17 protein-coding genes are annotated in these 22743 nt (G+C 44.8%); 10 read left to right on the forward strand and 7 right to left on the reverse strand.

Annotation, left to right across the window (positions count from 1 at the left end):
• Nucleotides 1-337: 337 nt before the first annotated feature.
• Entirely contained in the window at nt 338-931 is a 594-nt protein-coding gene (locus Dvar_RS38865; RefSeq protein ID WP_419664223.1) for an IS1595 family transposase, read from the reverse strand.
• Between the two features lie 961 nt (nt 932-1892).
• Nucleotides 1893-3188, reverse strand: coding sequence for an IS110 family transposase (locus Dvar_RS38870; protein ID WP_419657888.1), 1296 nt, complete (start codon nt 3186-3188; stop codon nt 1893-1895).
• 195 nt (nt 3189-3383) lie between these two features.
• Here Dvar_RS38870 and Dvar_RS38875 point away from each other — a divergent pair.
• Nucleotides 3384-4518 (forward strand): IS3 family transposase gene (locus tag Dvar_RS38875; protein ID WP_419658834.1). Its coding sequence is split into 2 segments (ribosomal slippage): nt 3384-3647 and nt 3649-4518, totalling 1134 coding nucleotides; the frame shifts between segments, so codons are not numbered across the junction.
• 232 nt (nt 4519-4750) lie between these two features.
• Complete coding sequence (locus tag Dvar_RS38880; protein ID WP_419655564.1) at nt 4751-6007, forward strand: hypothetical protein; 1257 nt, start codon at nt 4751-4753, stop codon at nt 6005-6007.
• A gap of 322 nt (nt 6008-6329) precedes the next feature.
• Here the strand turns inward: Dvar_RS38880 and Dvar_RS38885 are convergent, their stop codons facing one another.
• Nucleotides 6330-6752: a DUF2294 domain-containing protein gene (locus Dvar_RS38885; RefSeq protein ID WP_419658835.1), complete on the reverse strand. Its 423-nt coding sequence runs from the start codon at nt 6750-6752 to the stop codon at nt 6330-6332.
• A 703-nt stretch (nt 6753-7455) separates the two neighbouring features.
• On the opposite strand from Dvar_RS38885, the gene Dvar_RS38890 reads away from it, so the two are divergent.
• The 4 genes from Dvar_RS38890 to Dvar_RS38905 all read left to right on the forward strand — a co-directional run bounded on the left by Dvar_RS38890 (nt 7456) and on the right by Dvar_RS38905 (nt 13180).
• Nucleotides 7456-9036 carry a hypothetical protein gene (locus tag Dvar_RS38890; protein ID WP_419658836.1) on the forward strand — a complete coding sequence of 527 codons (1581 nt, stop codon included), beginning with the start codon at nt 7456-7458 and terminating at the stop codon, nt 9034-9036.
• Between the two features lie 224 nt (nt 9037-9260).
• The gene (locus Dvar_RS38895; protein ID WP_419658837.1) at nt 9261-9803 is read left to right on the forward strand and encodes an acetyl-CoA carboxylase biotin carboxyl carrier protein; all 543 of its coding nucleotides are present in this window, start codon (nt 9261-9263) and stop codon (nt 9801-9803) included.
• 81 nt (nt 9804-9884) lie between these two features.
• Nucleotides 9885-11234, forward strand: a complete 1350-nt coding sequence (locus Dvar_RS38900; RefSeq protein WP_419658838.1) for an acetyl-CoA carboxylase biotin carboxylase subunit — start codon at nt 9885-9887, stop codon at nt 11232-11234.
• Between the two features lie 350 nt (nt 11235-11584).
• The gene (locus Dvar_RS38905) at nt 11585-13180 is read left to right on the forward strand and encodes an AMP-binding protein (protein ID WP_419658839.1); all 1596 of its coding nucleotides are present in this window, start codon (nt 11585-11587) and stop codon (nt 13178-13180) included.
• A gap of 547 nt (nt 13181-13727) precedes the next feature.
• Here the strand turns inward: Dvar_RS38905 and gltX are convergent.
• Both gltX and Dvar_RS38915 read right to left on the reverse strand, forming a co-directional pair.
• Nucleotides 13728-15206, reverse strand: a complete 1479-nt coding sequence (gltX, locus tag Dvar_RS38910) for a glutamate--tRNA ligase (RefSeq protein ID WP_419658840.1) — start codon at nt 15204-15206, stop codon at nt 13728-13730.
• A gap of 199 nt (nt 15207-15405) precedes the next feature.
• The gene (locus tag Dvar_RS38915; protein ID WP_419658841.1) at nt 15406-15822 is read right to left on the reverse strand and encodes a choice-of-anchor Q domain-containing protein; all 417 of its coding nucleotides are present in this window, start codon (nt 15820-15822) and stop codon (nt 15406-15408) included.
• 634 nt (nt 15823-16456) lie between these two features.
• Between Dvar_RS38915 and Dvar_RS38920 the strand changes: the two genes are divergently transcribed.
• A complete protein-coding gene (locus tag Dvar_RS38920) occupies nt 16457-16849 on the forward strand; it encodes a type II toxin-antitoxin system VapC family toxin (RefSeq protein WP_419658842.1) in 393 nt (130 codons plus the stop codon).
• 2 nt (nt 16850-16851) lie between these two features.
• Complete coding sequence (locus Dvar_RS38925; RefSeq protein ID WP_419658843.1) at nt 16852-17070, forward strand: type II toxin-antitoxin system Phd/YefM family antitoxin; 219 nt, start codon at nt 16852-16854, stop codon at nt 17068-17070.
• Between the two features lie 247 nt (nt 17071-17317).
• Here the strand turns inward: Dvar_RS38925 and Dvar_RS38930 are convergent, their stop codons facing one another.
• Entirely contained in the window at nt 17318-17716 is a 399-nt protein-coding gene (locus tag Dvar_RS38930) for a hypothetical protein (RefSeq protein WP_419658844.1), read from the reverse strand.
• 63 nt (nt 17717-17779) lie between these two features.
• Nucleotides 17780-19048 carry a B12-binding domain-containing radical SAM protein gene (locus tag Dvar_RS38935; RefSeq protein WP_419658845.1) on the reverse strand — a complete coding sequence of 423 codons (1269 nt, stop codon included), beginning with the start codon at nt 19046-19048 and terminating at the stop codon, nt 17780-17782.
• Between the two features lie 1374 nt (nt 19049-20422).
• Here Dvar_RS38935 and Dvar_RS38940 point away from each other — a divergent pair.
• Both Dvar_RS38940 and Dvar_RS38945 read left to right on the forward strand, forming a co-directional pair.
• Nucleotides 20423-22396, forward strand: coding sequence for a sensor histidine kinase (locus Dvar_RS38940; protein ID WP_419658846.1), 1974 nt, complete (start codon nt 20423-20425; stop codon nt 22394-22396).
• Nucleotides 22374-22727, forward strand: coding sequence for a response regulator (locus Dvar_RS38945; RefSeq protein ID WP_419658847.1), 354 nt, complete (start codon nt 22374-22376; stop codon nt 22725-22727). The genes Dvar_RS38940 and Dvar_RS38945 overlap by 23 nt, the downstream gene beginning before the upstream one ends.
• Nucleotides 22728-22743 lie beyond the last annotated feature (16 nt).

Genomic DNA, 22743 nt, shown 5'->3' on the forward strand with positions numbered 1-22743 from the left:
TTTTTCAATTATTTCAGACAGTTGCTGATGGCTTGTTTTTTCTTTTGTTTTCTGATGGTTACGACTGGAGGGTAAACATCCAGAATACCCCCTGAACGCTTACATATAAAGAATCAAAATTATATTCGTACCGAGTATAGAGATGCCTATGCATAATTTTTTATTATATCCATGGAATAGGTTCTGATCCGTAAATAATTATGCATTGACTCATAGGTCATACCAAATTTCCGGTGTATGTATTTTTAGTAAAGGGTTAGTTACGAATATTTCAACAATACCAAATAATAGAGGCAACATTATTACCATTAATTGCCTTTTTAGATTATCCGGTTCTCTATGAAGCTCCAGTGATAGCCAAAAACTTAGATATTGGGTCCAGATCCCAATGGATTTTTCCCCAGGTAACAGGGACAGAATTTACCGCTTGCTGAACAATACGCATAAACTTCTTTCCAATGTTCAACGATTTGCGGCGGTTGAATCGAAAAACATACTCGTCCAAGTAGTTCTGAAGGTATTTCGGTTCAAATCGTCCCTGAAAAGTACTTCTTATCAAGCGCTTCACCAACGTGGTTATCAAGTGAGCGCCATAGAGCTTGTCGTAATCTTTGCTCTTGCTTTGATTCGTTATTTCACGACCATATTGCTCTTTATCAATGACATTATAGCTGGACCATTTATCCGTTGCGATCAACGCGCCGGGAGCAATGTTGTCGAGAATGAATTTCCCCAGTGACGCTCCGGAGAAGTTTAGAGCGACATGCATGCGTATACGGCCAATCTGTTTCTTGGTATCGTTTTGTTCAACAGCTATAACGACAATGGTCTTGCCTTCAGCACCCCGCCCACGTTTGCCGGAACGCTCACCGCCGATGGTAAACTCATCGACCTCGACTCGGCCGGATAGCTTTTCGCGATTTTGGCGGATGGTACACCGACGGAGCTTTTGGAGCCAGGTCCAGGAAAGTTGGGGACGGGGATGTTTTTAAGGAAAGTTGGGGACGGGGATGTTTTTATGCGTTTCTTTTCATCGGGTACGCCTGCAAATTGATCTTTTTCCTCACCAATTTATGAATCTTTTGATTCAATTATCCTGTTTTTTATGGCTGTTATGGAAACGCATAAAAACACCACCGTCCCGCTATTTACCCTTCGCGCATTGACGACGATGGTTTTCTTTTTGGCATAAAGGATCGCCGCAAGTTTTTTGTCTGCCGATCTGCCGCGGATCCGGCAGGAACCATTTGCGGCAGATCTTACACGGCCGCTTACGGGGTCGCGCTCGTTGCATCGTGCCCTCTCATACAAAAGGTGGAATGGATGGCACGATATTATAGGGAATTGCCTTCTGGGTGGGTCCGAAAATCTCCCTTTCGGTCGTTTTAGAAATGGCGGTGTAGTGGGTTCAGTTTCCGCCGGAAGGTGGGTTCATTTTTTACTGGCGATAGCACAGGGCCCTTTGATTGGCCGGGAAAAATGGGGACATTCTATATTCCTTATGTCAATAAAAAAATTAATACTGTAAAAACAATTGTTTATAAGCGGACTGGTTTAAAATACGCACCTCTCTTGTTGATTTTATAAAAGGGTTGGCGAGGTATTCTCTTCCTTCGGCGAACTTTTGATCTGATCGTTACGTTTATCCGGCATGACCCGAACCTGCGGATCCGCCAATCATTCCTTATCCAGATTCTCAAGTTCGGAAGAGAGGCCCACTGATTGTCCCTCACGAGGTTCTTTCGCCTCTACGTCTATGGACGGGCTCTCTCGCCGAAAATGTTAAAGCGGTGCTTGTGTCAGCTGTTCAATCTCATCCTCACTTCATCGAGATGTATTACTTCTTAGATGGAGCTGGCAGGCCCAGGATTGTCCCTCCCGAAATCAATGTTTCAACGGGGATGAACGGGCTCTGCCAGCAGATAGTTTGGATTGAACGGTTCGTTATTTTTCAGCATGGTCCAGGCAATCACCAGCATTTTGGCTGCGATCTTTACGCGGGCCTTTGTCTTGATTCCTCGCTCCCCTTGGCGGCCTTCCAGCATGCGGTTGTAGATACGGCGGAAGGCATCATTGTGATAGGAGGCGATTAACGCAGCCTGATACAGCCCGTAGCGCAGCTCAGAATCGCCTCTTTTGGAAATCACCGGAACCTTCTCCTTACTTTTTTTGCCGCTGCGGCTGGCGTTGAGATCCAGACCGGCCAGCCGGATCACCTGCTTGCGACTTTTAAACCGCATTGGATTGGCCAAGGCAGATAGTACCAGGGGCGCAATATAAACACCGAACCCGGGAATGGTCAGTAACAGCTTGTATGCGGGCAAACGATTACATACGGACTTTACCTGATCCATGACACTGGCAAGTTGTTCCTCGACAGACTTGAAACGCTCCACCAGCATTGTCGCTTCATATCGGGCTGCGTCATCCACGGGAAGCCCGATGGTATGTTCAGCCGCATTGTAGATTTTTCTCAAACGACTCGCCTGACGTGCGCCCCGGTCGGTGGTCGTGACATGGCGGACAAAAACGTCGAACTCGGTTGCGGCAATCTGACGCGGGTCCAGATACCACCGGACGATGGCCAGGTTTTCAGTTATGCACGATCCCCAGTGGCGATCCATTTCAGGGAAGTATTTGGCCAGCAGACCGTTGCGGATGCGCATTCGTAGGCGATGATCTTCTTTTTTCAGCTGCCGGCGGACTGACAAAAGGTTGCGCAGGGCCAACATGTCGGCCTCTGGATTTTCATAGAACAGGCACTTGCCCTGACTGATCAGATCAGCCACATTAGCGCTGTCCTTGGTATCGTTTTTGTCCCAGCGCCCATCGAGCAGTTCCCGGTTGTCCTTCACCGCCTTGCCACCCACAAGGACAACCAAATGACCTTGCTCGGTAAGCCAGTGGATCAGCGGTTTGTGGTAGTTGCTGGTCGGTTCCATGCCGAACACGGCCGATTTCAGGTTGTGCTGGGTCATGAGTGTATCCGCCTGTTCGATGAGCCGGTTAAACCCTGTCAGATCGTTGGTAAAAATCAGGCGCCGCCACAGTGACTGGCCTTTGGGGGTGCCGAAAAAAGCATGGTGCTTGTCCTTGGCAATATCGATTCCGACGATCAGGTGGTTGTCCGAGCCCCGAATCTGGCTACGGAGTTTACAAAACAATTCAAAGCGGGCAATGTCGTCCATTTCTTTAACCTCCTGTAATCCTATAAGCCCAATTTTTTCTCATTATCTATCAGGAGGTTTTCTCTTTTTCTACGCGAAAAAGATTCTATTTTTATACTACTTGTGGCGGTGTATTCTGTAATGATTTTAATATATAACGGTGATGTTTTTAGGGGAAAATGAGCGTATCCTGACCGGTCCAAAGGAGGCTCATCGGTGGGAAAAATTCGGAGGAACCATAGCGCTGCATTTAAAGCGAAGGTCGCCTTGGAAGCGGTCAAAAAGGAAAAAACGATTGCCCAGCTGTCCAGTGAATTCGGGGTTCACCCAAACCAAATTACTCAATGGCGAAAACAGCTTTTAGACGAACTACCTGATATTTTTTCAAGAAAACGTAAAAAAAAGGAATCCGACGCCGAATCTTTGCAATCCGAGCTTTACCGCCAAATCGGTCAACTAAAGGTTGAACTGGATTGGCTCAAAAAAAAATCTGAGCGTCTCCGTTGAACGAAAACGGGGTGTTATCGACCCTGAACACCCCCGGATCTCAATTACGAGGCAATGCGAGCTTTTGGGGTTAAGCCGGTCCGGATATTACTATCAACCGTGTCGGGATGATACATACAACTTGGCCCTGATGCGATTGATCGACGAGGAATATACCCGGCATCCCTTCTGCGGGGTTGAACGCATGACAGCTGTCTTACAGCGCAAGGGGCATGTGGTCAATCCCAAACGGATACGGCGTTTGATGCGGCTGATGGGAATAGAGGCGCTCTACCCGAAGCCGAATCTGAGTAAACCTGGAAACGGGCATAAAGTATATCCATACCTGTTGCGGGGGGTAAGCATCGACCGGCCCGATCAGGTCTGGTCGACGGATATTACGTATATCCGGCTGAAACACGGTTTCATTTATCTCGTGGCGATAATGGACTGGTACAGCCGCTATGTCCTGAGCTATGAGTTCTCCACAACACAGGATGTGGACTTTTGTTTGAAGGCCTTACGTGAGGCCCTGAAGGTGGCCACGCCAGAGATCTTCAACAGCGATCAGGGCAGTCAGTTTACCAGCAATGCATTTACAGGCATGCTCCGAGGCGCCGAGATAGCGATAAGCATGGATGGTCGTGGTAGAGCGCTTGATAATGTATTCATTGAGCGGCTCTGGCGGAGCGTGAAATACGAATGCGTGTATCTTCACGACTATGAAACCGTCCGGGAGGCAATTCGGGATATCGGAGACTATTTCGAATATTATAACAACGAGCGGCCTCACCAGTCTCTTGAGTACCAGACCCCGGCTGAGGTATATTTCAATGGCTATTTTGAAAGGAAAGGATTATCGTAGGCCGGTTTCGCTACGCGACTAAGCACTGGCTTACATTTTTATTTCATTTTTTCAGGGTCGGTACGGGTCTGAAAATCCACCTTAAAAAAACCTGATTATAACGGATTTAGGGGAGCTGGATGAACATTAGTGTAACATGTTGATTTTTCGTAATATTTAAACAACTAGACTTTTTATTAATGATTTTGTATAGTTAGAGACCATACCCTGGCAAGGAGGTCTCTAACTATACATGGGAAAAGCAGATGCAGCAACATCCACCACCCGACTCAATAGAACCATATGTTTACCATTTTCTCAAGAACCCTATGACAACAAAATCAATTCGGCCGTCGATTTCAGAAAATTTCTGGATGCGCAATATGAGCTTTTCCCAGAACTGTTTCCGCCTTCATTTTCCAAAGGCTATCGGATGAAAGATAAGTATCGTTCGAAAAAGCTGTCGATTTGGATCCGCCGTATTAAAGTTGATGGCATCGCCTATACGATACGTCCAGCCTTTGCTATGCCCTATATGACTGGGTTTACAAAGGATGTTGAAAAACCTCTCATGTTGCGCAAGGCTGCTGTTCCCTTCTGGATGTTAGCCTACGGCTTCGGAAAAAACCCGATGTATTGGTACCGAATGGAGACGTCTCTTGGCAAAAACAGCCTCATCGGCACCTCCATTAAAAACCCTGAATACCTGCCCCAGCATATCAGCGCGGATGAAAAACACAGCCGAATCAAGGGCGAAAAGGTCTATGTGCCCTGCACGGTCGGCAACGATTGCATTTTAGGCGTGGCCGTGAAGAAAAGTGCCGGCCAACAGGACCTTGAGGCCGGCTATGGTGTTTTTAAAAAGGAAGCGCAGGACTTGAACCCGACTTACTCTCCGCAAACCTGCAACACGGATGGCTGGATGCCAACCATGAACGCATTCAAGTCATTATTCCCGGCTATGGTGCTCATCTCCTGCTTTTTACACCTTTACATTTCCATCCGAGATCGATCACGGAAAAAGTTCAAAGATATCTTCCGGTTGGTTTCAGATAAGCTGTGGAGCTGCTATCAGGCTAAAAGCAAAGCCTCTTTTGCTCAACGGGTGAGGCGTCTTCACGAATGGGCTTCCTGCCGTGAGATGCCATCTGTCATCATGACCAAGCTTGAAAAGCTGCGCAATAATCTTCCCTCATTTTCAATTGCTTATAACCATCCCGGCGCGCATCGGACAAGCAACATGGTCGATAGGCTCATGCAACGATTGGATCGTTACCTATTCTGCACCCAATATTTCCATGGAAGTCTTGAGGCAGCCGAGCAGGGTATTCGCGGATGGGCACTCATCCAGAATTTTGCGCCTTCAAATCCGAGGACGGTCGCCAAGTATCATGGCTTGCAAAGTCCGGCAGAAAGACTGAATGGCTTCCGATATCATGAGAATTGGTTGCAAAATCTTCTTATTTCGGCGTCACTCGGGGGGTTTAGAGGACCTCCCCAAAATCCGTGATAATCAGAAAAAAACCTGATTTTTGTCTTGACGATGGGGAGTACCATAAAGGGAAACAGCGAAAACGTCGTTTAAACAAATAATATTGGCCAAGCGAAAAAAGTCTATTTTTTCGTACGGGGAGGTGTTTTTTTACTTGACCCGCACTTTAATGGGCGTCCCCAAAAACTCGTGTACTCAATGATGAACTTCGGGAAATATTTCAACAGTGGTATCCAAGGTTTGTTCAGCAGGAGCAGCAGCTAAAAAAAGCGGCTTAGCTCCCCCGGTTTTTTCCGCTCTCGTATCCACTTTAGGTAAAATCTATGGTGCAAAATTCAGTTTATACATCTATAAAAACTTTATCAAAAACCATCACATGAATAAAAAAATCTTTTTCTGCGTCAACATCGTAGCTTTGTCTAATGCATTTTGCTTTCAATTTTTTTTCTAAATATGACAAATTATCCAAAGAATGCTGCTTTGCTACCTCCATTCTAGCTTTTCTTACAAATTGAGAGCCTTTAAGTTTTTGTGCAATATATTTTTCCGGTGGACTCAAAATCTTTTCAGCACGAAAAATAAGCATATCACTCCAAATAAATATCTTAAAATTTTCAGCAGCTTGACCTAATTTGCTTTTAAAATATTTCTCCATATAAATTTTTATTTCATGCTGCAATTTCTTTCTATCTTTATTAGTTAATGGGTATTTATCAGATTCAAAACTGCCTTCTATCTTCTCATTTGATAGTAAATCAGGCATTATCTCCTCTCTTTCTACAGCTAAATATTTTTGATATTAACTCAGCAATTACTTCTACTTTGTCATATTAGAAATCCCCAAAAAACAGTGGCGCCGAGTTAAGCTGTAAGGGGAATTATTTGGTATTCTTGCGGCGTTTCATAATCAAGCACTTTTTTGCCTTGACAATGCTCCACCTCCTGTCGCCCATTTACATTAGGATTTCTGAGGTGTCCACTAAATTGTGGGAAATCTATTTCATACCTTACCACATTTGCCTATTATTTTTGGATGTTTCTGTACGATGACTGAATTATATTTTTTTTATAAGCGCTATTATTTTTTTCTGTTGACATATTAGCTAATTCTGTATAGGTATGGCTAAGAATTAGTTGGTGGTTTAAAGGAAATCCTTATTTGGGACGGCCTTAAAAAGACCAACGTTTACGTGGGCTCAGTTATGAGTCTCTTAAACGTTGGTCTTTTCTTTTTTGTAACTATGTTTAAGTGCCAGTAATGAATGATGCTGCATGGCATGAAAGACCTTTGTAGTTTTTTTATGTAGTTATTGGTGGTTAAAGGAGTATCCGATAAGGTTGCTCCCATAAAGACCAATGAATTTACAACCGGTACTCATATACTTAGTCCGGGTGTATATGCATTGGTCTTTTTTTATCATAAATCAAGGATGACCTGAACATCTAATAAATCAAGGAGAAATCTAATGAAAGAGATGGTAAATTTTATTGACACAACGACACGTGATGGAGCTCAAAGTAACTGGGCGTCCGGAATGCCGATTGGCATGATGGCAGAGATTATCAATGATGTAGACAAAGCTGGCTACGCAGTAATTGATGCGCCATTTGTGCCGGTTAATTTTAAAAAATATACTCGTGATTTGAGAGAAAATCCATGGGAAATGGTAAAGTTATATGGGAAAACAAAAACACCAAAAGCCATAATGAGTCAGGCAAGCACAGACCTATGGGAGATGTGGGCTATTCCTCGATCTATGGTAGAACTGTTCCATCAATTACTTGTAGACTACGGTGCACTACAACGTGTTCAAGTTATGGGTAATGTCTATGGGGATATTGGGTATGACTGGTATATTCCTATGATCAAGAAACTTGGTTTAGAACTCAATTTCGCACTTTGTTATTATATATCTCCGAGACATCAAATGGAAGGATATTGGAAAAAGAAAACAAAATTTATGGCTTCTTATAAGCCGGATCTAATGTATCTAAAAGATGCAGGGGGGTTGTTAGATATTGACTCGATAAGAGGGGTATGGCCCATTCTTGAGAAATATTCGAATGGTGTGCCTCTCGAACTTCATGGACATTGTACAACAGGTTTAGCTGATGTAGTCTATGTGGAAGCAATGAAGTTAGGATGCCGTGCATTCCATGTTGCAACACCGCCAATGGCCGAAGGGACTGCGCAGCCAAGTGTATTTAATATTGCGGATAACGCAAAGCGCTTAGGATATGAAGTAAATCTTGATCTGGAACGAATTGAACGTATTTCAAAACGAATTTATTCAATGGCGAAACAAATGGGTAAAGAAGATGCATTGAGAGCCGTTGGAAAATTTCCCTTGCCAACTGATTTTGGGCCCACACGCTTTAATGTATACCATTACAAACACAAAATACCAGGTGGTGTTATTTCTAATACAATACATCAGTTAAATGAACTCCATATAAAGAGTCAAATTAGTGAGGTTATAGAAGAAGTTATCAAAATTAGCGAGGAAACTGGCTATCCACACTTGATTACGCCTTATTCACAATTTGTTTGTACGCAAGCCGCTCTTAATATAGCCTCGGGTGAAAGATATAAAGTTGTTATAGATGAGATGATTAAAGTTGCGATGGGCCAGTTTAATGAGGATTCTGGTTATCTTGATATGGATCAAAACTTAAAAGACAAATTTTTGAATTTGCCCCGTGCTAAGCATATTAAAGAAATATGGAAAGACGCAAAAGAAAATGTACAGCATCTATCTCTTAAAGAAGTAAGAAATAAATTAAATGCGGTTAATTTGTCAGACGAGGATTTCATGCTACGCTTTATGATGAACGGAACAAAAGAAATAGATACTATGAATAAGGTAACTATGAAGCGTAATGGGATAATGAAATTCTCCGCTTCCGAGACACCGATTCAGGAACTCATAAATACGCTGCTTAATGAGACTAAAATCACAAATATTCAAGTTAAAAGTCCGAATGGTTCATTAATTTTGAAAAAAAATCATTCGGTTCTCCAGAAAACTCCAGTGACGTCTGATTAAGCAAGTATCGCATAAACCAAATCGTTGGTAGGTTAGTGGTGTTAAATGCAACGTTTAAAGTGTTAAGGAAAGGAAATCTGCCGATTTGGTTACCAAACGGATCCAATTTACTGCTTAACATTTGAAACTTAACACTATATCGAAACGCATTCTTACGCATTCAAAGCGACCCACAACTTAATCTTTTTAAAGAACCGCAAAAAATTAAATGGAGGAAATCAAAAATGACACAAAACATATTTGATGTATTTGACGTTGATAAAATTGAAAGTATTACTGATTTGATTCATAAGTTAGGAGAGTCTTCTTTTGACTTCTTAAAATTGGAAAATGGTGTAACTTCGATTTTAATTAGCAAAAACGGCCTGTCGGATGATGTTGAAGTTAACGTATCGAATAAAGAGCAACCTATCAGTGTAAGTAGTGTGGCGTTAAATGCTACGCAAGAAGAGATTTTAGATAAAAAAAATGCAAATGTAGAAGAAGCTGCCGTTACAATATTTAATAAAGAGGTTCAAGAAGAGGTTGGGTACGAAATGGTTAAATCTCCTTCACATGGGTTATTTTATGCGCAATCATCTCCAGGCGAGCCTCCATATGTTGTAGTCGGAACGAAGGTACAAGAAGGTCAGACTGTTGGAATATTTGAAGTAATGAAAGTATTCAGTAGTATAGCAGCACCTGTTGATGGCGAAATTGTCGAAATTTATATTAAAGATAACGAAGTAATTGAAACTGGACAACCTTTAATGAAAATAAAAATTTAAAAAGCTTTCGAAATTCCATTCAATGTAGATATAGAACTTTTCTAAAATCAATACAATTTGGACAGTATTCGGGAGATGAATATGAAAATAATCAACAAAATATTAATTGCAAACAGGGGCGAAATAGCTGCCCGAATAATAAGAACTTGTCGGGTAATGGGGATCAAAACCGTCCTAGTTGTATCAGAAGCAGATGTAGATACCTTAGCCACTAGATTGGCAGACGAAACTATCATAATCGGAGGACCTGGTGTTACAACGTATCTAAATATTCCAGTCATTATTAAAACAGCAAAAGACACTGGAGCAGATGCTATTCATCCAGGTTATGGATTCTTATCAGAGAAACCTGAATTGCCACAAGCTTGCGCTGACGCTGGTTTAATCTTTATTGGTCCTAAAGCTGATCATATGATTAAATTGGGGAACAAGTTGACAGCCCGGGCCATAGCTGAAGAATGTGGCGTGCCATGTTTACCTGGTTCACAAAAAATTGGTACTTATGATGAAATACATAAAGTTGTTGATGAAATCGGATTTCCAATAATGCTTAAAGCCGCTTCTGGTGGAGGTGGTCGAGGAATGAAGATCGTCACTGAAGCAGAGAAGAATAATCTTAAAGAGATTTTTGATTTGGCAACTGCTGAATCCAAATCCGCATTTGCTGACGGAACGCTTTATATAGAAAAATATCTTCCACACGCTCGCCACATTGAGGTTCAAGTTATAGGTGATAAATATGGCAATATAGTTCATTTAGGTGAACGCGATTGTTCGGTTCAGCGCCGACATCAAAAAATGATTGAAGAATCTGGAGCACCAAATATTTCCAATAAGCTGCGCAACGATCTTCATACTTCTGCTGTAAAACTGGCAAATTATATTAATTATGAAAACGCTGGAACTGTAGAATTTGTAGTTGATCAAGATACCGAAAAATTTTATTTCTTGGAAGTAAACACCAGGATTCAGGTTGAACATCCAGTTACAGAAATGATTACCGGTATTGACCTCGTTCAAGAACAAATTAACGTAGCAAATGGTGAGAAACTTTCATTCGTTCAAGACGACATAAAGTTTACAGGTCATGCCATAGAATGCCGGATCAATGCTGAGGTAGCAGAGGATAATTTTCGGCCAACACCTGGCAAAATAACAAGATGGGATACACCACAAGGCCCTGGAATTAGGTTAGATTCACATTGTTTTAATGAATTCGTAATATCGATATACTATGATTCATTAATTGGCAAATTGATTGTTCAAGGCAAAGATCGCCAACATGCTCTTAAAAGGATGTTAGCGGCCTTAGATGAGTTTACTGTTCAGGGCATTGGTACAACTATTTCATTTTTGCAAAAAATATTGAAGAATCAAAACTTTGAACTTGGTAAAGTAAATACGCGTTTATTAGAAGAAATAAGAGTATAATTTCGAAAGCTACAACTTTTTATGGAGGAAATACAGATGGATTAGCCATAATATACGATGACAAATGCGTAAATCAAGAATATTAAAAATTTATAAATATAGGATCAATCCGTAGAAATGGTGTTATCGGATTAACGCCCAAATGGGCAAGAGCCTTAGATTTTTTTTCTTGCTCTTTTATGGTGGAACCGACATTCACAACACTGCAGTTGTTTTGAACTGACACTTATGTTGGCATCATCGCCGACTAATGGCAAAGCCTTTGAAATTTTTCCATGTCCAACTGACATCGTTTGCCAGAATTCAGTAAACTTCACAGCATTCTACTGTAAAAGCGTAAAGGAGTTATCGTGGAGAATAAATACACCCCTTATGTTCTTGGAGAATTAATAGAAGATCGAGCCAAAAAATATAAAGATAAAGTTTTTTTACGATTCAAAGATGATTGTTTTTCTTACGAACAGATTAACCGTTTGTCTAACCGATATGCCCAAGCATTTCAGAAAATAGGCATCCAAAAAAATGACAAGGTCAGCTTCATGCTTCCTAACAGTCCTGAACTCCTGTTGCTGTGGTTTGGGGCAGCAAAAATCGGCGCGGTTGAGGTTCCTGTCAATATTTCCTATAAAGGCGAATTCCTACGTCATATCGTAGATCAATCAGATTCAAAAATACTAGTAACGACTCCGGAATATATTGAACGGGTAAAGATGATTCAGAGTGACCTGAAGAAGCTTGAGAGACTCATAGTCATTGGAGACGTTGATCCAAAGGATCTTGAGGAATTAATTATCCCGATGCTCCGCCTTGAGGATTTTCTGGATGTTCCAGACACTCCGGTGGATGTTAAGGTATATCCTTCTGACCCTCACGCTATCATTTATACATCGGGAACGACGGGGCCTTCAAAAGGGGCCTTGGGCCCTCATAAGTTCTGGATTGTATGCGCTGAAAAAATGCTTGAATACCGAGAAGGCACGAAAGACGATATTTTTTATACATTCTTGCCGCTTTATCACTTTAATGCCCAGTGTCTGACCACGGTGACCACCTTGATTGCAGGGGCAGAGATGGTTCTTTCTGATAAATTCAGTGCTTCTCGTTTCTGGGACGACATTCGGAAATACAAAGCGACACAGTTCAATTATCTTGGTGCAGTCATCCCGATCTTGACTAAACAACCCGAAAAGAAAAACGACCTCGATAATCCGGTACGTATAGCTTTAGGAGGGGGATGCCCTCAAAGTGTAATGGAAATAGCAGAAAAAAGATTTGGAATCAAATGCCTGGAAGGATTTGGAATGAGCGAAATCGGCATCCCCCTCCATGTAAGATCTAACGACAGAAGGCCGGGGACCTGTGGGAAACCAATGGATATTTACGAAATAGAACTTTTCGATGAACAAGACAAGCCTGTGGATATAGGAGAGCCAGGAGAGATTGTATTCCGACCGAAAGAACCTTTTACAATGATGCTCGAATACTACAATATGCCGGATAAAACACTCGAGGCATATAGAAATCTTTGGTTTCATACTGGAGATTTAGCAAAGCAGGATGAGGACGGTTATTATTATTTTGTCGATAGAAAGAAAGATTCTCTCAGAAGAAGGGGTGAGAACATCTCCTCCTTCGAAGTTGAAAGGGTCATCAATTCACATTCCTCGGTCCTTGAGTCAGCAGCGGTTGCGGTAGCTTCGGAACTCGCCGAGGACGAGGTTAAAATATGCGTTGTCTTAAAATCTGACTGCGACATTACACCAGAAGACTTAATAAAACATGCTAACGATAGAATGCCCTATTTCGCGGTTCCTCGTTATGTGGAATTTATGGAACGTCTGCCCAAAACACCAACAGAGCGAGTTCAGAAACACAAACTCAGAAAAGCGGGCATTAACGAAAATACGTGGGATAGGGAAGAGGCAGGTGTTAATGTAACGAGATAAAAAAATACCTGTCCTTCGCAAAAAACCGTACTTTCCGAAATTATTGACAAATAGACCTCTGTCTGTCAGCCTGTCATAATGATGAAAACGCTACGAAATCTTGTTGCGCTCATGTGGCCGAAGATCAGAATCATCGCGAATCTTGTTGCCGAGAATATTGCACTTCGCCAACAATTGGCCGTAATGAAACGGGGAAAGATGGGGACGGTGATGTTTTTATGCGTTTCTTTCCATCGGGTACGCCTGCAAATTCATCTTTTTCCTCACCAAATTGTGAATCTTGCAATTCAATTATCCTGTTTTGTATAGCTGTTATGGAAACGCATAAAAACACCACCGTCCCGCTATTTACGTCCCGCTATTTACACAAACGCCCCCCTTGCCCCCTACCCCTTGCCCGCTGCCACAAGCCTTGGCAATGTCAAGGGCGCGGAGCACAGCGGAGCGTTTATCTCGATCCTTGATATTGCTGAGGCTGGAGGCTACCCCGTAAGTCGTCAGGGAAACCGCCTCCGAATTAGAAAAGTTTTTTCTAAACGATGCGACATCAATCTTGAAAGACAGCGGCCCGGCGCAGCCGCCGGCTGATGCGCTCGGGCCCGATACAGAGCAGCACCTCGATGAATTCTGGGCCCTTTGATTGGCCGGTAACGGCGGTGCGCACGGCATTGATGAGTTTTCCGGGCTTGAGGTTATTGGCCTTTAGAAATTCCCGCAGGAGGGCCTCCACGCTTTTGGCGTCAAAGGGCGTTAACGTGTCGATTTGATCGGCAAGATCCCCTAGCCATGCCGGTGCGGCGTCCTTTCCAAACAGATTTTTGCGCACGGCGGTTTCATCCATAGGAAACGCATCACTGAAATAGGCCGCGCCCAGAGTGGTAAAATCGCTCAGTACGTGAAAGCGTTCGCGGATCAACGCGACTGTTTTGAGAAACCACTCTTTTTTTTCTGATTCAAACAAAGTGTCCCACATACCGGCTGAGAAGAGCTGCTGCTTGACAAAGGGAAACAGTTCTTCCACGGGCATGTTCCTTAAGTAATGGGCATTGATGTTGATCAGTTTGGGATCAGTGAAAAATTTAGGGTCGTTGGGCTGGATATTGAAGACCGAATTGGCGCGGCTGATCCCTTGGAGATGAAAGGCTTGGACCAACTCCTGCGGATTGAATATCTCTTTGGAATCCGTTGTGGCCCAGCCCAGCAGTGTAAGAAAGTTAACCATGGCCCAGGGCAGAAGACCGTGTTCGCGATAGTAGTGAATGGCTACCTGCTCACCGTGTCTGCGTTTGGAGATCTTGGCCTTTTGGGGATCCAGGGTCAGGGACATGTGGGCAAAAACCGGTAGCGGCGCGTCCAAACTCTGATAGATCAGAATCTGTTTGGGCGTATTGGCCAGACCGTCCTGCCCCCGAATAATGTGGGTAACGCCGTCGCGAATGTCATCCACGGCATTGGCCAGCACATAGAGCGGCTGGCCGTTGGCGCGCACCAACACAAAATCTTCGATGTCCTCGTATCGCTTTTCGATGATCCCGAAGACCTTGTCTTCAAATACCACCGCATCCGGCCGACGCGGGACCTTCAGCCGGATGATATAGGGCTCTCCGGCGGCCTCCCGTTTTTTTACCTCTTCCGGTGTAAGATTCCTGCAGGCGCCGTCATATTGATAGGTCTTCTTCTCCTTTCGGGCCGCCTCTCTTTTACGATCCAATTCCTCTTTGGTGCAAAAGCACTTGTAGGCATGGCCGCTTTCAAGTAGCTGCTCGGCAGCGGCCCGATGGGCCTTTACATGACGGCTTTGAAAATCCGGGCCTTCATCCCAGTCAAGGCCCAGCCACTCGAGCCCTCTAAGAATGCCCTCAATGGCATCTTCGGTGGATCTTTCGGCATCCGTATCCTCGATGCGCAGGATAAATTTCTCCTCATTTTGGCGGGCGAAGAGCCAGTTAAAAATGGCGGTGCGGGCGCCGCCGATATGCAGATAGCCCGTGGGAGAAGGGGCGAAGCGGACAACAACAGGTTTCATTATAATTTTCCTTTCATCGACAACCCCATCAACCCGAAACGGGCAAACAGGGGTTTTTATACAGGCTTGTTTTGCCTCTTCCTTCGGGCTATAGTCAAGCAAAGTTTCTGAACCGATGATCCGGGGGAAAGATGGGGTACGGTGATATTCATACGATTAGGATTAGGACAACAAAGGATCTCGTCTATTTGACCGGTGATTATTGACAAGACTCGGCATATTCAAAAGCTCCAATATCAAAACCAATTCCAATTGGTCTAATCGTCTCGTCAAAATCAACAAGCGGGGCATCAACAGGAGTACCGGAATCTATTGCTTTTGAATTCTCATTTAAATGAAAATCTCCACCAGTGGCATCTAAAAAATCAGGACTACCTGAAACGTAGTCTGTGCCATAGTCAACAGAGTCTCCATCAATCAGATTATGATCCAAATAAACACTATCAATTGATGATGAATTTGCATCTATTTGACTGATAGTATTTTGGCTGCAGATGTTATTTCCTAAACTGGGCGATTCAAATGCTGGTATGCATGAAAATCGGTAAGCGTGGTAACAAGGTAGGTCATTATTGCCTCCCAGAATTTGAACCCCTGACGGGGTTGCCGATCTCACCGCATCTCCCCGGCGGCGGGATCTTCGACCGGCGTTAGATGTCTTCCCGCATAGGCGACTATAGCGGAAAGACATCTGCCTTGTATATGCGGCAAGCTCGACAATCGCCCAGTTTAGGTAAAAGATGAGAACTTGCTTTTTGTTGGACCGAGCATGCCAAGGTGTCAACTGGGTGTCAAGGACTATGATGACACAATGTGTAGTGCACAGCAAGATTTGACGAATTTGGCGATTGAGAACGTGCCACCCAATGAATCCCTCCATACCTCATTTTGGGTATTATAGCTGTCCAACAAGGCTTTTTTGAGAAAATTTGGACGCAGATAGACTGTCCGCCCCGGTAAGCGCGGGCGGATACGTTCCCGAGGCCGTTGGGACTTGGTCAACCGGTTGCCCCGTCCGGTAGTTTCTGCGGATGGTCAAGGATGCCGTTGATGGCAACCTGCCGTTCAGATCTCCCCGGATAAGGACGTGAACTGTCACTGCACAACCACGCCATTTACCGTATTTCCCGAACCCTGGGCTTCGTTATGTTGTGCGAACTCATATCGCGCCCTTTCTACCGCCTTGAAAGCCTTGACATATTGAACAACTGTTGTACAATTGTCATGTTTAGAGTCGGAAAGGAGGCAAAATGGACATAGTGATTGACACTTCAGCATTAGTTGCCGTGATTGTTGCCGAGCCAGAACGGAATAAACTTATTGAAATAACAAAAGGAAATACTCTTATTGGTCCAGGGTCTATTCCATGGGAAATAGGCAACGCCTTTACGGCGATGTTCAAAAAAAATAGATTGTCGGTTCAAGAGGCGCAAAAGGGATTTTTGATATTCAGCAGTATTCCAATTCGGTATATTGAACCTGATTTTGTAAAGGTGCTGCACTTATCCAAGGAAAATAACATGTATGCATATGATGCATTTTTTCTCGATTGTGCTATTCGATACAAAGCACCACTATTGACACTGGATAAAAAGCTAAAAGCAATTGCGAATAGTCTCAATCTCGATACATTGGAGGTTTAAAAATGCAAGTATATTCATATTCGGAAGCCAGACAAAAACTAGCAACGGTTCTTAAACAAGCAGAAACTACCGGTAAAGTAATAATCCGGAGAAAAGATGGACGTACTTTTGCTTTAATACCAGAAAAAATCCCTGATTCACCATTAGATGTTCCCTCGATTAAAGCTAAGGTTACTACAGATGAAATTGTTGATATTATCAGAGAAGGCAGAGAAAGGTAGAATCATTTTCTGGGGAAAGATGGGGACGGAAATGTTTTTATGCGTTTCTTTTCATCAATTACGTCTGCAATTCATCTTTTTCCTCACTAAATTGTGAATCTTGTAATTCAATTATCCTGTTTTGCATAGCTGTTATGGAAACGCAAAAAATCATCACCGTTATCCGACTGCCAAGCAACGCAACAAGCGGGGTTGCATCGGCAATTGAATGCCATCGTATTCCGACACCGGATAGCCTTAAGGGCTCTCAACCTTTCAGCAGTGCATCTACCTGTTCCCGTGTCAATTCCTCCCAGTCAGGGTCGGAAAATTTTTCACCATCCCACTGAAAAATTACTCTGTCAAAAGTTTCTCTGTAATTCTCAAGCTTTGATCCGCGGTCGGGAGTGTGTTCAATAAATACAAGTTTTGAAGGATCAAGACTGCGTTCTCGGCAAATCATGGCAGCTATATGACAATTCCAGTAATTTACTGATGTCCCGGGATTATCATCGTATAATTCCGAGGCAATAACAATGTGCGCGTCATTGTTCATTTTTATCATAAGACCGCATTTTGAAGGGACATCCCATTGTCCATTGTAGTCATAAATTTCTTTAATGTAATCAGTGCTTGTTTTACTGTTTATTCCGTTTATTCCAGACATAATTTGCTCAGATATTTTTCAGATATTTTATACTCTATCGGAGGTAGAACGATATTTAGTATCTCAGCCTCTAACAACTTTTTTACTAAAACTTCTGTTAATGAGATCTCTTCTTCTGGGACGGTATGTTCCCAGAGAATACTCTCGCTCAGTAACTTTTCTTAACAGTTTATACATTTTTAATGACTGATTCTCATCTTTATAGAAAGTATCCCAGGCATAGTAATAAAGTTCCTGAAGACGTCCAGGGCTCATGTGCTTCGGCTGGTATACTACCTTTCCCGCATTATAATCATCCCAGTCTGTGTTGAAAATACGTTTCTGTTTTCTTAGGTCGTCCCATGCTTTTGTATGCGGAAAAGGAGCAAGAACTGTGAATTCTGCAAGGTCAAGATCAATTTCAAGTAGAAAATCAATCAAACGCTTAATATAATCTTCAGTATGATCATCAAGCCCGAGAAGAATTGTTCCTTCAACGCCAATGCCGTAATCGTGATATCTTTTAATTCTTTCTTTGATATAATCAGAAGTATTAAAAACAGCCTGATAAACATACCATGAACCTGCCTGGGCTGCAAGATCAAGAACATCAGGATCATCCATAATTGTATGACTGCACCAGCTCACGTTGAGAGGAATAAGCTCTTTAAAAAGGTCCATCAGCCATTGTTTATCCTGTGCCAGTGAATTATCCACTAAAAAAAATCTCTTGTTATCCGCAAGCGCTATCTCCTCAACCGCTTTATCAATAGGACGCGGCCTGAATTCCCTGCCGCCCAGGTAAGCAACAGCGCACGGATAGCAGTTGAATTTACAGCCTCTTGACGCGTGTACAAGATCCACCATCTGCACGCCTTTATGATAATAAAAATCCCTGTTATAGATGCTCCTCCGCGCGGGACCAACGATCTCAATAGGAGGACGGTCATTCATGTAGTTATATAGAGGTTTAAGTTCATTGTTCTTAAAATCTTTAAGAACCTGTTCCATCCTTCCTTCAGCTTCTCCGAGAAAGACAGAGTCAGCATGCTCCATTGTTTCTTCAGCATGCAGCATTGTTGAAATTCCGCCGAAAATAACTTTTTTACCCATGGCGCGAAAACGGTCAGCAATTTTCCAGCCTCGTTTAACCTGCGTGGTCAGCATCATCGAAATGCCGACAATATCAGCATTATCAACAAATTCAACAGATTCCAGATTTTCATCAATAAATTCGATCTCTACATCGTCAGGAAGTGCTGCTGAAAAAACCGCAGGGCCATGAGGCGGAAGATTAAAAGTCGTCTGGCCATCAAGCTTTTTCCATCGCGGATATATTAACTTAATCTTCATTCGTTCTCCTGCTAAAAGGGACAAGATCTTGCTTTTTCCAAAACGAAATATAGTGAGCAGCCCCTTGTAAGTCAAGAGCATCATAAATACAAGAGGATACAGACGACTTGACCAGTGCAGGGACCTTTTCATCGCTACCCGCCTTTTTCCGTATGCCGCGCGATTTGTTAGATTGCGAATACCATAAAAACCACCCTATTTTATAGGGCAATATCGCCTTTTTGGGCATTAAAAAGCGCGATATAGGGGGGGCGCCTTTGGCGCGGACACACCTGCATTACATACCAGGGCATATTTGGCATATCACCCACCGATGTCATAAAAGGGAATTTTTGCTCAAGTATGTCAAGGATCGTCATCGCTGGTTGCAGTGGCTTTTTAAGGCATACCAAATGGACTCGATCCATAGCGGTTGGCAGCGAAACTTTTTTGGAAGAGGCAAAATGGATAGAGGACTTAACCTTGTGCATCCGGCTGGTCCAACAAACGCGCGCCTGCTGAAGATCCCGCTGTCGGGTACTCGGTTTCTGTTCGTAACCCCGTACCTTCGCGGCTGCCCTACCGCAGCAAGGCGGCTTCCTCCCCAGGCACCGTTACCGGAGACCCAGTTGCCATACCGCTACACCCTTCGCCTCAATCGGGCTGGGTCTAAGACTTGCCAAGCCGTACAACCTACTGATATGCTTGGCTCACTTTTAAGACGTGTGCCGTGCCCGGCACACAACCTTTGCTTTAAGCGGGACTTTTGCTACGCTGCCGCTACGCAAAAGCTCCTTAAGCATTCGTTTTGACGAATTGCTCCATTTTTAATTCATGAAACGCATGGTTGATACAAGCGAAATCCAAGCTTCAAAGTAAATCTGAATTTTATCCGATAAGCAAAAGTGGTCAAATAAAAAATACTCAGAAAACTAAAACTCTCATCTGTCAAAAGTTTTTATAGCGGTCCAATTTTTTATTACTATTGTTTCTCAGGGCAATATAAATTTTTCCGATGGCAAAACTTTTATCAACCTGCAAATATTTCTGACGTCTCTTCACCTTTATTCCATCGGAATCGCTGTCCGTAATATTTTTACCAGCCGGATTCCAATCCCTTTTCGACTCATAGCGGCAGCACCGTTCCTATTGACTATTTGCACGGATTCTTCCGTAAACACTGATGATTGCGGGTTCCTCATCCAGATTGGATCATACGCAATCGACTACCATTCGATCTCTCACTTTCTGGCAAGGCGCAGGTTTTGCATTTAAGGGTTGTGTCGGTTTGACGGCGGGCATGTCGTTCACCGTCTGCCGGCCCCCCTGTCCAAGCTCCCCGGGGAATTGGAACGATCAGAATTCGTGTGAACCGATCATCGTTTACGGACAGCCATGCAAATCCATTCCATACGGTTCAAATTGATCGCCAGCCTGATTGCCGTTTCGCTGCTCGTCGGCCTGATATCGATCCTGGTCGGCGGCAATCTGCTATACCAGTCGGTCCTTGACGAAGCCAACAACCGCATTCGGCAGGATCTGAATGTCGCCCGGGTGATCTACGACGATCGGGTCAACACCGCCCGGCTGGTCCTGGAGGCCATGACATCCGCACCGGCCCTGACGATGGCCATGCAGGCCGGCGCCCCCGCGTTGGTTCCGGCCTCGGTCCAGGCCCTGGCCGATCGGATTCAAATGGATTTTCTCGGCATCGCCGACGATCAGGGCCGGGTTATCTACCGCAGCGCATCCGGTGCGGCACCGGATGGCATGCCCAGTGACAATCCGCTGGTTCGGCGTGCGCTGGAACACCGCCGAACCATTGCGGGTACCGTTGTCTTGAATGGCGAGCAATTGCGGGCTGAGAATCCACACCTGTCCCTTGACGGTGGCAGCCCCATCGCCGGGAGCCCGGTCACCCGGCTGGCTGCACATCCGGATGAAGCCGGTTTGACCATCGGTGCGGCCGTTCCCATCACCCTCGATGACCGCATGATCGGCGTTCTGTATGGCGGCTTCCTGCTCAATGGCGACACCACCATTGTCGACAAGATCGGCGAAACCGTTTTCAAAAACGAAATCTACAAAAATCATCATGTGGGCACGGCAACGATCTTCTTTAATGACCTCCGGGTGGCGACAAGCGTTAAGGACCCGTCGGGGAAGCGCGCGCTGGGAACCTTTTCCTCATCCGCGGTCGCCCGGCAGGTACTGGGCGAAGGGAAAAAGTGGACCGACCGTGCCCAGGTCCTGGAAGACTGGTACATCACCGCCTACGAGCCGCTTGCCGATATCGACGGCTATCGGGTGGGGATGCTGTATGTGGGGGTGCTGGAGTCCAAATACGTGGACATTCGCAATCAAGCGATTGCCATTCTCGCAAGCATCACCCTGGCGGGGGTCATTCTCGCGATTGTACTCAGCTGGCTGTTCACCGGACGCATCATGCAGCCCGTGAGCTATCTGATCCGTGCCAGCTCGGAAATCTCTAGCGGCAACCTCAACCCGGATATCGGACCGATCTCCAGCGATGACATCGGTCAATTGCAAAAGAAGTTCATGGTCATGGTCGAGGCGTTGCGTGAGCGGGAAAAGCTGCAGCGCAAGGAGAGCGAAACCCGTCTGATTCAATCGGAAAAGCAGGCCACCGTCGGCAAGCTGGCCGCCGGGGTAGCCCATGAGATCAACAATCCCCTGACCGCGGTGCTGACCTTCACCCATATGATTCTGCGCCGGCCGGACCTGCCCGAGGCGGTGCGCGAGGATCTGGCAGTCGTTGCTGAACAGACCGAACGGGTCCGCACGATCGTTAAAAGCCTGCTTGATTTTTCCCGCCAGACGGAACTTACCCCCACGGCCATGGATATCAACCTGCTGGTGGAAGACAGCGTCCGTTTAATGGAAAACCAGGCGCTGATCAAGGGAATCGATCTGGTTTTCAAGCCGGGGACAGATCTACCGATTCTGGTCCTCGACCGGAATCAGTGCCAGAGCGTGCTGATCAATATGCTGCTCAATGCCATCGATGCCACGACCGCCGGTGACCATATCGAAATCCAGACCTGCATGGCCGGTGCAAATCACGACGGCAGTGTTCAGATCAGTGTCACCGACACAGGCAGCGGTATTCTGCCCGATCACATGGACAAGCTGTTCGATCCCTTTTTCACGACCAAAGCCGTGGGAAAAGGCACGGGATTAGGGTTGGCCGTATCCGCAGGAATCATTCAGCGGCATGGCGGAACCATCACGGTCAAATCTAAACCCGGTTCGGGTGCCACCTTTACCATCTGGCTGCCTATCCACCCCGTGGAAGATGAGTCGGGCAACTCCTGGAGGTCCAGCGATGAGAGTGTTGATCGTCGATGACAATGCCATTGTGATCAAAAGCTGCCGGCGGGTGCTGGAGGCAGAAAGCATTGAAATCCATACAGCGAGCACTGTCGAAAAAGGAACGGCGCTCCTTGCCGGCATTGATTTCGATCTGATGCTCACCGACATCAAAATGCCCGGCCGGGACGGGTTTGAGATGATTACCCGTGCCCGGCAGATACGCCCAGATATGCCGATCCTGATGATGAGCGGCTATTCGACCGTTGAGACCATCGCCAACGGCCGTCGTCTGGGAGCGGATAACCACATCGCCAAACCGTTTACGCCGGAGGAGCTGCTGCTGGCAGTGCACAATACAAGCAGGTAAGACCGTCAATATTTGC

The sequence above is a fragment of the Desulfosarcina variabilis str. Montpellier genome (assembly GCF_048565275.1).
In the GTDB taxonomy this organism is placed as follows: Bacteria; Desulfobacterota; Desulfobacteria; order Desulfobacterales; family Desulfosarcinaceae; genus Desulfosarcina; species Desulfosarcina variabilis.

What these genes read in the sequence shown, in the direction of transcription:
- Dvar_RS38870 (WP_419657888.1), bottom strand. Translation starts at nt 3,188, where the DNA reads ATGGACGACATTGCCCGCTTTGAATTGTTTTGTAAACTCCGTAGCCAG.
- Dvar_RS38880 (WP_419655564.1), top strand. Translation starts at nt 4,751, where the DNA reads ATGGGAAAAGCAGATGCAGCAACATCCACCACCCGACTCAATAGAACC.
- Dvar_RS38885 (WP_419658835.1), bottom strand. Translation starts at nt 6,752, where the DNA reads ATGCCTGATTTACTATCAAATGAGAAGATAGAAGGCAGTTTTGAATCT.
- Dvar_RS38890 (WP_419658836.1), top strand. Translation starts at nt 7,456, where the DNA reads ATGAAAGAGATGGTAAATTTTATTGACACAACGACACGTGATGGAGCT.
- Dvar_RS38895 (WP_419658837.1), top strand. Translation starts at nt 9,261, where the DNA reads ATGACACAAAACATATTTGATGTATTTGACGTTGATAAAATTGAAAGT.
- Dvar_RS38900 (WP_419658838.1), top strand. Translation starts at nt 9,885, where the DNA reads ATGAAAATAATCAACAAAATATTAATTGCAAACAGGGGCGAAATAGCT.
- gltX (WP_419658840.1), bottom strand. Translation starts at nt 15,206, where the DNA reads ATGAAACCTGTTGTTGTCCGCTTCGCCCCTTCTCCCACGGGCTATCTG.
- Dvar_RS38920 (WP_419658842.1), top strand. Translation starts at nt 16,457, where the DNA reads ATGGACATAGTGATTGACACTTCAGCATTAGTTGCCGTGATTGTTGCC.
- Dvar_RS38925 (WP_419658843.1), top strand. Translation starts at nt 16,852, where the DNA reads ATGCAAGTATATTCATATTCGGAAGCCAGACAAAAACTAGCAACGGTT.
- Dvar_RS38930 (WP_419658844.1), bottom strand. Translation starts at nt 17,716, where the DNA reads ATGTCTGGAATAAACGGAATAAACAGTAAAACAAGCACTGATTACATT.
- Dvar_RS38935 (WP_419658845.1), bottom strand. Translation starts at nt 19,048, where the DNA reads ATGAAGATTAAGTTAATATATCCGCGATGGAAAAAGCTTGATGGCCAG.
- Dvar_RS38940 (WP_419658846.1), top strand. Translation starts at nt 20,423, where the DNA reads ATGCAAATCCATTCCATACGGTTCAAATTGATCGCCAGCCTGATTGCC.
- Dvar_RS38945 (WP_419658847.1), top strand. Translation starts at nt 22,374, where the DNA reads ATGAGAGTGTTGATCGTCGATGACAATGCCATTGTGATCAAAAGCTGC.